Origin of the sequence: Corallococcus sp. RDP092CA (assembly GCF_041903675.1) — a bacterium.
Taxonomy (GTDB): Bacteria; Myxococcota; Myxococcia; order Myxococcales; family Myxococcaceae; genus Corallococcus.
This window is the reverse complement of record NZ_JAYESI010000014.1, coordinates 147,822-162,682: the sequence shown is the minus strand read 5'-3', so window position 1 is coordinate 162,682 and position 14,861 is coordinate 147,822. Positions and strand designations below refer to the sequence as shown.

At 72.5% G+C, this 14,861-nt stretch carries 1 protein-coding gene (only partly in view); it reads right to left on the bottom strand.

Going from position 1 to position 14,861, the window contains the following annotated elements:
• Positions 1-14,861 carry the start of an Ig-like domain-containing protein gene (locus tag U8525_RS17550; RefSeq protein WP_374267104.1) on the bottom strand. Its footprint begins 18,661 nt before the window's first position, so the window shows 14,861 of its 33,522 coding nt (coding positions 1-14,861); its start codon is at positions 14,859-14,861; its stop codon lies beyond the left edge, outside the window.

The following is a 14,861-nucleotide window of genomic DNA, read 5'->3' as shown; positions in this document are numbered from 1 at the left end:
CGGGCATCCACCAGGTAGAGCTTGCCGTCCGTGCCCACCTGGTCCCGCTGGGGCTGGCACGTTCCACCCGGCTGAGAATCCGGAGGATCCATCAGGCCGTTGGCCAGCACCCAGGCGCCCACCGGCGTGGGGACGACGCGCGTAGAGAGCAGCTCCCCGGTGCCTGAAAGCTTCGCCCGGCCCAGCAGGCCCAGCGTCTCCAGCTCGCCGTTGCCGTTCACCTCGAGCGTGCCGGTCCCGTTCAGCACCGTGAGGCCGCTCAGGCCATTGGCCACGTACAGCCGCTGTCCCGACAGCGCGATGTCCAGCGAGTCGGGCATCAGCTCGATGTCCGGCATCGCCGTGCTGGCCGGCACGAAGTGGTTGAGGATGGCCAGCACCAGGTCCACGCTCGCATCCGGCGCGTGGACGATCTGATTTCCCGCGGCGCGCGGGCGGCCAGCGAGCTGCACGTCGTAGGCGACGGCGCGGTAGGACTGCGGCACCGTCCCCTGCCCCGTCAGCGGCCCCAGGTAGGACTGCGGGAACTTGTTGCCGGCCCCCGCCGCACCCGCCGCCGCATAGACATAGAAGGGAGACAGCGGGCTGGGCGACAGCGCCCGGGGCCTCACCGCCAGCGCCAGCTCCTCTCCCAGGAACGGCAGGCCATAGCCGGTGCGGCTGTCGTTCACCACGCTGCGCTCCACACCATCGGAGGACAGCACCATCACCGGCGCATCACCGAACGAGCCCGGTGGCGCGAGGGCCCGCAGCTTCGTGAGTGACAGCACCTCCACCTGCGTGGCGGGGATGCCGCGCACCCGGACCTGCGTGGAGAGGCCAAACGGATCCGCCCATGTCGGCAGGAAGCCCTCGCCCTCCACCTCGATCGTGCTGTGGCCGCGCGGATTCAGGAAGCGCGGCGTCGCGGACTTCGCCAACAGGGGCAGCGTGTAGAAGTAGCCGCCCGGGCGCCGCGCGCTCAGGCCCGTGACCTGGCTGCGCACCACCACGTCCGCGAGGCCCGGAGCCCCCCGGGGCGCAACCACGTCCAGCCGCGTGGACGACCGCGAGCTGACCGTCGCCGGAGCCCCTCCGATGAATACCTCACATGAAGCATCGAAGTTCGACCCCAGGAGCTGGAGCACGCCGCCACCCGCCACCGGGCCCACGCGGGGCACGAGCTGCGAGATCACCGGCGCCGGCCCTGCCGCGAAGGCGGTGCGGAAGTCCACCTGCAGCGGCGCGGCGAGCGACCGCCCGTCGCGGCTGTGCAGCGTGTCCGCGACCATGAGCCGCATCTGCGCATCGGGAGGCAGCGGAGCGGCCAGCGTGAACACCATCGTGCTGAGCGCCTGCTGCGAATCCCCGGCCTGCAGGGTTCCGGACACCGGCTCGCCGTCCGCAGTGAGCTGGAAGGCGGCTTGCGCGGACGCGGGGTCCACCGTCGAAGACAGCACCACCGTGATGGACGGCAGGTCGAGCCGGACGACTTCACCCGGCGCCACGCTGGCGCTGACCACGGACAGGTCCGTGCCGGGGCCGAAGTCCACCGACCACGCCCCCGAACCGTTGCGCTGGCGCAGGCTCACCACCCGGCCGCCAGGCGTCAGCACCGCGGCGTACGTGCTGCCAGGTTGCGCGCCCGTCACGTGGAAGCGCAGCTGGGGAGCCGCCGGGTCGCTGATGTCCACCACCGCGACGCCCGCCGCACCGGCGGACACGTACGCGAGGTCACCCGCGAGCCTCACGTCCGTCGCGAAGCCCTTCACGTCCACGCTGCCCTTGCGCACGAGGTGCCACGGGTCGCTCACGTCGACAAGCACGAGCCCTTCAGCCCCCGCGGCCACCGCCGCCAGGGTTCCGCGCAGCCGCACGCGTTGCACGTTCAGCGCCAGCTCCCCCTGCCCGGTGACGGGGCCCTCCACCGACAGCATCCGCAAGGAGCCATCCTGGACCGTGCCTGCCTTCGTGCGCGTGCCCACGCCCGCCGCGGCCTGCCCGCCTTCGACGGACAGCGACTGGGCGCCCGGATTCGACGAATCGCTCCGGATCGGGAAGGGCGTCTGCGAGATGTCGAAGGTGTGAAAGCCCTGGCTGCCCACGGCGGCCAGCAACCGGTCGCCTCGCGCATCCACGCCATAGGCGCCGTCCCCCGAGATGGGGCGCGCGGACACGACCTTCGGCTCGAAGGGGTTGGAGACGTCGAACTCGTAGACCACGCCCGTCGTCGGGTTTTCATCCCCGTCGCGAGACAGAACACCGCTCGCGAAGATGCGGGTGCCCCCGGTGGACGGATAGGACACGGACCACAGGTCCCCCGCCGCCGCGAAGCCGACGATGCGGTCGTCGCCCCCCGTCTTGTCCTCGTCCACCAGCTCCGCCTGCGCCTGCGGCGGGATGACGTCGCCCGCTTTCGCGCCTCGCGTGTAGAGGCCGGACATGTCCACCACGGAGAGCCCCGTGCTGCCCACCACGTAGGCATAGGAGCCGATCACCACCGCGTCGCGCAGCGTGCCGCCCAGGGCCACCGACGCGCCAGTGGGCTCGTCGAAGGTGAAGGCATTGGGGAGGGTGGCGCGCGTTCCATCCGGGTTCACCACCGAGACGTCCACCGTGCCGCGCGCCCCGTTGGGCGTGGTGGCCTCCAGGGTGTTGAGCCCCAACACCCTGGCGGTCACACAATCCGTCAGCGTCTTGAAGCAGACCTTCACGGTGCCCGTGGGTGAGAACCCATGGCCCGTCAGCACCACACGCGTCCCACCCGCCGTGGGGCCCCGCGCAGGCGCGATGGAAACCAGGGACAGGTCCGCCATGTAGACGAACGCGCCGGGGAGCACGAAGCGGGTGCCCGACGGGTTGCGGATCTCCAGCGTCGCGGCGCCTTCCGTCCCCTCGGGCGTGATCAACGTCAGCGTGGAGCCGGAGAGCGTCACCTGCGAAGGAGGCAGTTCCTGGCCGTTGAGCAGGACCTCCAGGCCCTGCTCGAAGCCGACGCCCTCGACGGTCACTGTCGTGCCGCCGCCCACGGGCCCCTGACGCGGGCTCACCGACGTCACGCTGATGGGCGAGGGATTGGTCACCTTCGCCGTGGTGAACTCCAGCGTGTAGACCCCCGGCATCGCCGCCGACTGGGGACCGACGGAGCGCAGGCCCGACACCGTGAGCCGGTAGCGATTCGACGTCAGCAGCGGGCCACCGGAGGGCTGGAGCGTCACCTCCGTCGTCCCCATCCCCCCCACCGTGACGGGGACGTCGGTGCCATTCGCGGAACCATCCAGCAGGACCAGCCGGAGCTCGGCGGACGGTCCCTGCTCCACGGCCATGTTGAACGTCAGGCGCAGCGCGCTGGACGGGCGCATCGCCCCTTCGCCCGCGGCGGGCACGGAGGCCACGACCACGGGGAACGGCAGCCGCACCACGGCCAGGCCGTCCAGGGCCTTGCCCCGCTCCGTCGCGGAGATGCTCACCACCGCGACGTCCCCTTCGAGGTCCACATCGGACAGCTGGCTCGCCGGGTACAGGTCGATGGCGTCGATGGTGCGCGGCGTGGAGAGGTCCGAGGCCTCCACCAGCTGGAGCGACGCGGGACTGCTCGCCAGCCCAATGGGAGAGGTCACCGCCGCGGCCACCTGCGGCCCCAGCGCGCCGGCGCCGAACAGGCCGCCGCGCACCGTCGGCGGCACCACCGCCTGCGTATACGGCCGCGACGCGGGCACCAGGGACGTCGTGCGCAGCGTGCGCCACGCGGACAGCGCCTGGGTGTCGCGCATCGCCATGTCACCGAACTCACCGGACAGCTCGCCCAGGACCGCGAAGCCCGCCGGGGTCAGGTCGAGCAGCAGGGTGCTGATGGCGTTGCCGCGCTTCACCTCCACCAGCGCGCGGTCGCTCCAGGCAGCCACGCGCTCGACGCTCACGGGCGCGCTGCTGCCCGCCATCAGGAACTGGGTGCGAGCGCCGAGCAGCAGGGGCTGATCGGGATCCACCAGGGAGAAGGTCAACAGGCCCGCGTCACCCGCCGCCACCAGCGCCAGGTCGCCCACGAGCGCGATGGAGCGCGCGGTGCCAGGGAACGCCACGACTCCCCGCGCCTCGGGCCCGGTGCGATTGGAGATGTCGAACGCCAGGAGCGATGGCCCCCCCTCACCCACCATGTCCACGTACGGCAGCGACTGCGCGTTGGCCACCACGTAGGCGTGGTGGCCCCGCACGGCCAGCGCCGCGGGCTCATACGGGGGAAGGATGTTGATGCCGCCCACGACCCCGGCCTGCGCCAGGGACACGTCCACCGCGCCCAGGCCGCCCACCGTGCTCGTGTCGAGCACCTCCGCGGGGGTCAGGCCCTGGGTGTTCACCTCGGCCCCGGACAGCACCCATGCCGTCCCGGCATTCAGCGCGACCGCGAGCGGAGCGCCCTTCGGCAGCCGGTAGGTGGGCCTGGTGCTTCCGTCCATCTGAGGGTCGTAACGCCCGATGCGCGTCGACACGGCCAAGCGGCTGTAGAGGAAGGCCCCCGCGGCGAAGGCCTGCTTCGTGTCCGGGTTCGTCACCACCACGTCCGCCGGACCAAAGGCGCCGGGGGGCGTCACCACCTCCATCCGCCCGGGCGCGAGCACGCGCACGGATGGGGCCAGGACGCCGTTGAACGACACCGTGGCGCCGCGCTGGAAGCCCGCGCCGGACACCTCCACGTGCGTGCCACCCGCAAGCGGCCCCGACGCCGGGGCCACGAAGGAGACCTGCAACAGGGGCAGGTACAGGTAGCCGCCCACGAGCGAACCCTCGCCGCCATCCGGGTTCACCACCGTCACCAGCGCCGGGCCCTCCTCGCGCGCGGGAGTGTTCACGGTGAGGCTCGCGCCGTCCGCCGCCACCTCCACGGCCTGCCCTTCCGCCCCGGCGAAGTACACCTTCGCGCCCGGGACGAAGTGCGCTCCCGTCACCGTCACCCGCGAGCCGCCCCCGAGCGGGCCCGCCGAGGGCACCACCCTCGCCACATGGGGCGCATCCTGGGTCGTGGCCCGGGTGCGGAACCCGGAGATGAAGGGCTTCGCGAGCGCCTTGTCCGCCACGTCATGCAGCCCGGACGTCACGACGACGTAGTACGGCGTGGACACCTTCAGGGGCTCGGTGGAGGAAGGCGTGAGCGTCACCGTCCGGCCGGACACCGCCAGCGCCACGGGCACCCGGCGGCCCAGCGTGGGGTCCGCCTCGCGCAGCATCACCGTGTCCGCGGTGACTTCCCCCGGCTTGGGCGGCGAGGAGAACTCCAGCGCGACCGGGGCGTTCACGGCCACGCCCTGGGTGCCGTCCAGCGGCGTCACGCCGGTGACGACGAAGCGGGGCAGCGTGTAGATGGCGCCGCCCTCGTTCCCGAACTGGGCCACCGGCGTGCCGGACATCAGCGCCAACCCGCCCGCGCTCGGCAGGTTCGCCCGCACGAAGGGCGTCACGGCGCCGTTCGTGTCCAGCACGGAGGCGGTCAGCAGGCCCTTCATGGGCGTGGTGCCCTTCACCAGCGAGGCGGCGACCACCGCGAGGTTGCCCTCCACCACCACGTCCGAAAGGCCGGTGGCCAGCAGGTCCTGGCGCGCCGAACGGTGCGGGACCAGCGCCTGGAGGAGCGGCTCCGCCGGGTTCGACACATCCACCACCGCCAACGTGGCGGCGGAGTCACGGCACGCCACGAAGGCCCGGCTTCCCTGGGCCACCACCCGCACGGCCTCGCCTGGCAGCGCCACGAAGCCGCGCTGCACCAGGGCCGGGCTGCGCAGGTCGAGCACGCGCAGGCCGCCCGTCCCCGCCGCCACCAGCAGCAGGTCTCCGCTCACGGCGACGTCGTACGCCGGGCCCACCACGGTGCGCGTGTTCAACCGCACCGGGGCCTCGGGGTCGCCAATGTCCACCACCGCCACACCCGTCGCGCCGTTGGCCACGAAGGCCAGGTGACCCGCGGCGGCGGCGCCGTGAATGGCCTCCCCGGGCAGGTCCACCGTCCCGAGCTTCTCGGGCACGTTCGGGTTGGCCACGTTGATGACCGCCAGCTGCGGCGGGAACGCGGGCAGGTTGCCACCGGGCGCGTAGGCCCCTGTCGCGATGACGGCGGTGGACCCCATGAAGGCCGCGGCGCGCACGGGACCGTTCAGCTCCACGGTCCCCAGGGACGTGGTGGAGCCCTGGTCGACGCGCGTGAGCGCCACCTGGTGGAGCGGCACTCCGCCGCGCTTGCCCACGAGCACGAGGTGGTCCGGCCCCCCGCGCAGCAGCGTCTGGGTGATGTCCCCCGCGAGCGGGATGAAGCGGCCCGACGGCGCCATGCCCAGCTCCACGGTCTCGAGCGACGACACCCCCTTGTTGTCGGACGGGTCCCACGCGACGGCGTGGAACGTCGCGGTTTCACCCGCGAAGCCCGTGGGCGGCGTCCATGAGCCCTGGAACAGGTCCCGGCTGGCCGGCCCCGTCTGCGGCGTCGTGTCGAAGTCAACGACGCCGCCATCCAGCATGAAGTCGACGCGCGCCACCCTGGCGTTGTCGTCGGCCGCCGCGGACAGCGTCATCGGCTCGCCTTCCGTCACCACGTCGAAGGCGGGTGGATCCACCAGCTCCACCTCGGGCGGCACGGTGTCGCGCACGGTGCCCACCTTGACCTGGGCCGACGTCGTCTCCTGGCCCGCCGAGTCCACGGCCACCGCCGTGAGCACCAGGAAGCGGTTGCCGCTGCCCACGTCCGGCTGGAAGGTGGTGGAGAACACCGTGGGCTTGCCGGCGTAGCCCGCCGGGACGTTCGACGTGGCCACCTTGCGGCCGTCCACGAAGAAGTGCACCGCGCTGACCCGCGCCTCCTGATCCCTCGCGTCGACGTCGATGCGAAGGGGCGTGCTCTCGAAGATGGCGGTCCCGTCCACGGGCTGGATGATGGCCACCGTGGGCTTCGAGTCCGGCTCCACCACCGCGGAGACGGTCTGGCTCCACTTCTCCTGTCCGGCCACGTCCACGGCCCGGGCGCGGAACACCACCGTCTGGCCCTCCTCCTCCGGCTGCGGCGTGTAGACGATCTCGTAGGGCAGCTGGTTGCGCCGCCCGACCTCCATCTCGCTCCCGCCCTCACGCGAGGCGTAGAAGCCCACGCTGGCGATGGCGACGTCGTCCGACGCGGTCGCGCTCAGCGGTGTCGGGCGACCCACCACCAACCGGCCCGCGGGCGCCATCGCGACCTCGGGCAGGGCATCCACCTTCACGTTCACCGTCCGCGTCTTGCTGACGGAGAGGCCGGACGTGTCGGTGGCGATGGCTTCGAGCTTGAGGTCCATGCCCGCCAGGTTCGCGGGCACCCGGTAGGTGAAGGCGTAGGGCGCCGCGGGCATGGTCGCGTACAGCGCGTCGTTGAGCTTGAAGTCCACGCGCACGACGGCCACGTTGTCGTCCGCGGTGGTCTCCACGCGAAGCAACTGCCCGGCGGTGATCTCCGAGTTGTCCGCGGGTGTGAGGAAGCTCAGTGTGGGCGGTGTCGTGTCCGCCACCACCTGCACGGTCACCACCGGCGCCAGGGTCTGCTTCTGCGCCGTGTCACGCGCGCTGGCGCGCAGGGTGAGCGTCCGCCCCGCCGATCCGGGCGGCAACGGCACCCGGAAGCGGTGGGGCGCGCTGGTGCTGACGAAGCGCAGCGCCCCGCCCAGGCCGCCTTCCACGGTGGCCTCCACGGACTGCACGCCCACGTCGTCCTGCGCGGCCACCAGGAAGGCGAAGTCCCGCCCCTCCGTGACCTGGGTGGCGTTCTGCGGCTCTGCGATGGCCACCGTGGGCGGCGCGTCCTGCTTCACCGCCACCACGACGACCTGGCTTCGCACCTCGTGGTCGAAGGAGTCCCTGGCCACCGCCTGCAGCGTCATCGTCGAGGCGCCCACGGGCACGGGGACGTTGAACACATAGGGCGGCGCGCGCAGCACCAGGCCGTAGGGCACGTCGTTGACGGACAGCCACACGCTCGTGACGGCCACGTCGTCCTCGGCCGACACCGTCACCGTGACCGGCGTCGCCTCGACCACGGAGGCACCGTCGCTCGGGGACAGCAGCGACACCGCGGGCGGCTGGTCCCGCACGATGTCCACCAACTGCAGCGCCTCCTCGCTCGTGTTGCCAGCGGAGTCCCGCACGCGCACCACGATGAAGTACGGCGCCGAATCCCCGGCGCCCAGCTCGCTCAGGCGCGGCGCGGTGAACTCCGCGCGCACCACCGGGCTGGAGAGGCCATAGCCCTCCTGGACGACAGCGGTCTCCGGGGTGAAGCCGCCCGCGCGGCGCACGGTCCGCAGGGCGCTCAGGTTCGGCCCCACCAGGATCTCCACCTCCTGGACGAAGACGTTGTCCAGGCCCAGCGCCTCGATGACGACGAGGCTGCCCTCCACCAGGTCCTGCCCGAGCGACGGGCGGAGGACGATGGCCTCGGGCGGCGTGGTGTCCGCCACCACGAGCACGCTGTGCTCGACACCGGTGGTGTGGTTCTCCAGGTCCCGAGCCACCGCGCGGATGGTCAACCGCGTCGGATTCAGCGGATCCCGCTTCACGAAGCCCGGCGGCAGCCAGACGCGGCCCTGGAACTCCTTGAGCCGGGACACGTCGTCGAAGGGCGTGGCCAGGGTCGCCGCCGCGTCCCGCAGCGTGGGGTCGTATGCCCGGGGCAGGCTGTTGGGAGAGCCATCCGCCGGCTCCGCCTGGATGACGCGGGCCTGCGCGCGCGACACCGTCAGCGCGGACTTGCCGTTGATGAAGAACTCCACGCTGCCCACGCCCGTGTCGTCACCCGCCACCGCGGACAGCACCAGCGACACGCTGCCCTCGGTGAGCGTCGCGCCAGGCGTGGGCGACGCGATGGAGATGGCCGGCGCGCGAGGCGCCTGCGGCTCCACCAGGACCCGCGCCTGCTGCTGGAAGCCCTTCGTATCCGTGACGAGCACCCGCAGCAGACCGGGCGCGCCGCCCGCCTTGCGCTGCGGCGTGAACGACACGGTGTGGGTCGCGCTCCTGGTGCCCGCGGAGGGAACGTTCGTCAGGAGATTCGCGTCGTCGTACCAGGCCTCCACCTTCGCGAGGCCCACGTCGTCATCGACCGCGACCTTCACCGAGTGCGGCACGCCCTCCAGCACGCGCACGTAGCCGCTCTGCAGCTCCGTCTCGGAGATGCGGTTGCCCCCTTCGGGCGATCCGTTGGGCAGCGTGTACTCCAGCTGGGACAGGGCCACCGTCGGCGGCGCGTCCGGGCGGATCTCCAGATAGACCGTCGGAGAAACGGACGCATTGCCGGAGCGGTCCTCCGCCAGCGCGACCAACTGGAGCGGCGCGCCAGTGGTGGGGCTCGGGATGCTCAGGGGGAAGGTCACGCTGCCCAGGCGCACGCCCTCGCGCACGCCACGGCTGACGCCGTCCACCAGCAGCTCCACGCGGCGCACGTCCACGTTGTCGGAGGCCTCGATATTGACGGAGAACGACTCCTTCTCCACGCGGGCCGTCCCGCTGACCGGCTGCACGATGCGAACCGCCGGTCCCGCGGTGTCCGGCGCGGCCTGGAACGCGCGGCCCTGGACCGTCACCGCGCCCGCCAGGTCCTTCACCGCCACGGTGAGCCGCACCGGATCCGGGCTCCAGCCCTCCGGCAGCCGGTACTTCGACTGCGCGGTGAAGACCCTGCCGGGCGTCACCGCCATGCTCCAGGGCTGCACGGTCAGCCGCTCCCCCGAGGCCACGGCGCGGACCTGGGCGGAGGCGCCCTCGTAGCGCACGCCCACCTCCGTGACGGCCGGCATCGTCCCGCCCGACTGGGTGGGCCGCAGCGACACCTGGACCTCCTCCATGTCCAGCGCCGCGGGGAACATCAGGTCGACGCAGTAGGGGCCGTCCTGCACGCCCCCGCAGCGCGCCGCGGCGGTGAGGTTCACCTGCCGGCGTCCGCCCGGGTTCGCGGCGAGGAAGGACTGGAGCTGGGCATCGTTCTCCATGCCCGGCGTCACGGTGAAGCGGTAGCGCACCTCGGCGCGCACATCCGCGGCCGCCGAGGGCTCCACGGACAGCACCAGCCGGCGCGGCGCGGCGCCGAGCAGGCCGGTGGCGGGCGCCTCCACGTCCAGTCCGTTCGCGCCGGCCTGGAGCGCGAAGCGCTGGGCCGCGCCGAACTCCAGCGCCACGGAGGCCCCTCGCGGGGTTCCACTCGCGTGGGGCGTGGGCAGCACGAAGTGGCCATTGCCCAAGAAGCTCGCGGGCGCGCGCGTCGAGCCCACCAGCCACGCGGCGGCGATGCCCGTGTCCTCCTCCACCTCCACCTGGACGGACTGAGACGCCTCCTCCAGGAGTGCGCCGTTCGCGGCCGGCTGCGACCAGCGCACCACCGGAGCCACGTCCGCCACCAGCTCGCACGAGAGCGAGGCATGGGTGGTCTTGCCCGCGGCGTCCGTCACCTGGGCCGCGACGGTATAGGTCCGGGGGCCCAGGGAGCCCAGCGCGGGGAGCGTCAGCGGCCACGTGCGCGTCAGGGTGGCCACCTGGCCGAAGGGCTCGACGGAGAGGGCCGCGCCATCCGCCTTGACGGCAAGCGACGCCAGCTTGTCGTCGTCGTGCGCCTGGGCCTTCAGCGTGACGGACGAGCCCGCCACGCACGTCTTGTCGGAGGGCGTCCCCTCCAGCGACAGGGCCAGGACGGGCGCCTCCGTGTCCTGCGCCTCCACGATGTGGAAGGCCAGGGGCGCGGTGGGCGTGGCGTTCCCGGCGGGATCCACGGCCCGGGCCACCAGCGTGTAGCCGGTCCCCAGGGGGAGGTTCTTCAGGCTGAGCGTGCCCTCGAAGCTGGCCAGGTACCGCCGGCTGACGAGGATCTCCCCGGGCGCGAGCGGGTTGGGCGTGCGCGTCTCCTCATAGCGTCCATCCTTGGACACGAGCACGCTGCCGCCGCCGACTCCCGTCACCACGGCGCCGGACTGGCGCACCTCGACGTCCACGCGCGCGACGCGCACGTCGTCCCCCGTCTCCACACGCAGGCCCAGGGCTCCATCGCGCTTCACGGTGAGCGTGTTCCCCTGCGACGACAGCGGGGCCACGAGCACCGCGGAGGGCGCCTCGGTGTCCGCGCGCACGTTCAGGTGCACCTCAGCCTTGCCCGTGTTGCCCCCCGTGTCGCGCGCCTCGATGCCCACGGACGGCTGCGCGCCCTGGCTGATGATGGGCGCCTGGACCACGACGGCCTGCTGTCCGGAGAGGACGAGCGGAGGCCCGGACGCCGGCAGCGTGCCCTGACGCACGCTACCGGACAAGCCCACGAATCCGACGACGCCGTCGTCATCACCCACGGTGGCCAGCAACCGGACGTCCTCACCTTCCTTGTAGGGAGTGCCGACGGCGGGGGCGACCAGGGTGACCACGGGCGGCAGGTCCTTCACCACGGCGACCGGGAGCTCGCGCACGGTGGTGAGGTTGGAGGAGTCCCTGGCCGTGGCCTTCAGGGTGAGCGTCTGGCCTTCGAGGCTGGCCGCCACCGGCACCGTCCAGCGGTACACTTGGTAGAGCCCCTCCGCGCTGCCCGGGGTGGGCGCAAGGCAGTTGCCCTGCGCGCACAGCTCCACCTGCGCCACCTCCACGTCGTCCAGGGCGGCGACCACCACCTCCAGCGCCCGACCCGCGAACACCGGCGCGCCTGGCGCGGGTGAGCGGAAGGTGAGCAGCGGAGGCTCGCTGTCCGCCACGATGTCCAGCTGTGACTGGGCCTCCGTGACATGCGTGCCGTCAGCTGCTCGCGCCACCAACGTTGCCTGGCGCGCGGGCCCCGTCGCCGTGAAGCTGAAGTGGTACGGGGGCACCGTGGCCACGCCCAGGCTCTGCCCGTCCAGCAGCAGCGTCACGGTCGTCACGGCGACGTCGTCGCTGGCCACCACCGACACATCCACCTTCGTCCCCACGGTGGCCGTCGTGGGGGTGAGCAGCGGGAACGACACCGTCGGTGCTGCATCCTCCGTCACCTCGACCTGCACCGGGGGCGCCGCCCCCAGGTTGCCGGACGAATCCCAGGCCCGCGCGGTCAGCACATGATGGCTGCCCTTCACACCCAGCGCGCTCGTCGGCACCACGGCGTGGGTGACGAAGGAGCCCCGCACGCCGCCGTTCTTCCCCGGAGCCTCGTCGAGCAGGACGCGGTTGCCGTCCAGGAGGATCTCCGCCTTGACCACCTCCACATCGTCCAGGCCCGCCACGGAGACCAGCAGGTCCTGCTGCTCCGTCACCTTCGCGGGGCTCTTCGGCACCACGAAGGACACCGAGGGCGGCACGGCGTCCGGAATGACGAACACCTCGGTCGTCTTGCGCGTGGTGAGGCCCGAGACATCGCGCGCCTCGGCGGTGATCTGCAGGAGCGTGGACTGGGTCACGCCCGGTAGCGTGTAGGCCAGGGCATAGGGCGCCTTCGCGGACTGCCCCACCGCCACGTCGCCCACGAACCAGCGCAGCTCCACCTTGTCCGGCTGCTCGTCCTCGACCTGGGCGGTCAGCGTCACGGTGCTGCCGCCGACCAGGTTGGACCGGAAGGCGGGCGTGAGGATGACGAGGTTCTTGGGAGGCGCGTCCGCGACGACGTTGGCGGTGAACACGTAGCGGGAGGGCTGGCCGACGCTGTCGGTCGCCACGACCTCCACCTGCCGCGAACGTCCCAGGTCCCCCGCCACCGGCGTCCAGGACAGGTCGAAGTCCTCACTGCCCGCGGAGGAGCCTCCGCCTCCCGCCTTGGTCAGCCGCGTCGAGGCCACGGTCGTCCCCGCCACGCGCAGGGCGACCTGGGTGCCGAAGGCCATGGCATCGTCGCCGACCGTGCCGGAGACGTGGAACGGGACGCCCACCACCGCGTTGGCGGAGGTGCCGCGGGGCTGCTTCACGGTGAGCAGCGGCGGCGAGTCCCCCACGACGCGAACGAGCAGCGTCTCCGAGCGCACCAGCGCCCCCGCGCGGTCCAGCGCCTCCACGCGCAGCGCCACGCTGGAGCCAGCGGTCCCCTGGCGCGGCGTGAAGGTCAGCTCCCACAGGGGGACCGGGATGGCGGCGCGGTTCTCGGGGTGCTCCCGCACCTCCACGCGAGGCAGGTCCACCGCGCCCGCGAAGGCGTCGTCCAGGTAGAAGCGCACCACCTGGAAGTCCTCGGTGGACAGGGTGCCCGCCTTCCAGTCGCCGCTGGTCACGCGCAGCACCTGGGGCAGCCCCTGCACCAGCATGGCGCCGGGCGTGGGCAGCTCGATGACGACCGGCTGCTGGCTGGGCGCGGGGGTCCCCGCCACCTTCACGCTCTGCGTCGGCCCCACCACCCGCTGCCCCCCGGTGTCCGTCACCGCTGCGGCCAGGGTGAGCGTGGCGCCACCATAGGGGGGCGCCTGGATCCGCAGGGTGTAGGGGGCCTCCGTGTCCTTGCCCGCGGGCACGCCGTTGACCAGGAACTCGACGGATGCCACGCCGACGTCGTCGGTGGCCACGGCCGTGAGGTCGAACGCGGTGCCGGCCGTCACCGTGGAGGGAGCCGTGAGGCGGACCGAGGGAGCGCAGTCCTTGACGTCGACGTCGGCGAAGGCCTGGAACGACTCGTGGGTCGCGAGGATGCGCGCCACGCCAGGGCGAAGGCCGGTCACGCGTCCGTTGCGATCCACCGTGGCGATGTCCGGGTTCGCGGACGTCCATTGCGTCCCCAGCGCTCCCGAGGACAGGTCCACGTGCCGCACGGGCGTCCCGGTGAGGGTGCCCTCCAGGCGCAGCGCTGTCGTTCCCCCCACCCGCTCCACCTGCGGGATGGCGGGCTGCACGGCCACGCTGGCCAGATCCGCGCCCGAGTCCACCATCACCTCGACGGTGCCGGTCAAGCCGCCGAACGTGACGGTGAGCTGGGCGGTGCCGTCCGAGCGCGCCTGGACGCGACCGTCGGAGGACACCACGAACACGGACGGATCGGACGACGCATAGGTGACGCCTTGAAGCGCACCGCTGAGGTCCACGTCGCCCGCGAGCGCGAAGTGTCCCGTCACCCGCACAGGCACGGTGGAGCCGTAGCCTCCGGACAGCAGCAGCGGGCTGGGAGTCACCGTCACGCTGATGAGCGGATCAAAAGCCCGGCCGCTGGTGAACTCCACGGCGGAGCCGTTCACCACCCGCCCATAGGGATCGTGCACGGCGATATCCGCCACGACGACGCCGTCCGCGGGGACCTGGATGTCGCCCAGCAGGGGGACGACGAACTCGACCTGGCTGGAGTCCTGGGACAGGGGGCGGCCCACCTGACGGCGCACGCTGGCGAAGGCCACGGCCTCCGCGTCGCTGAGGCTGCCGTGGACGTTGCGCAGCGCCTCCACGGAAGCGCCCACGAGCGTCAGCTCCGCATGGGACACGGGGCCCGACGCCGTCACCACCACCACCAGGTGGGAGAGGTTCTCGTTGGCGTTCACCCGCACCGCGCCGGTCGGCAGGCTCGGAGGAGGGAGGGAGAGGTCGAAGTGCGCGTGCTGGGGCGCCCCCGTCCCACCGCTGGCCGGGGCGGCGTCGATGTCCACCACGGCGTCAGGGGGGAGCTCGCGCCGCAGCGGCACCCGGACGTGGAAGGGCACGGCGCCGGCCAGGTCCTGCTCCACCACGACGTCCTGGACGTCCACCAGGGTGCCCTGGGTGATGGAGGTCGCCTTCACCGCGACGCGCAGCTGGGTGACGACCCCGGTGGTCGTGAACCCCAGGTCCAGGGCGCTCGCCCCGGGCCGCAGCGGCATCAGCGGGAACACGGTGGCCACGCGCGTCTGCGCCCGGGCGTTCCCCGCGATGATGAGCCCGGCCACCAACGCCAGGAGCGTCAGGCACCGCTTCACGTTTTCAAGGAGCAC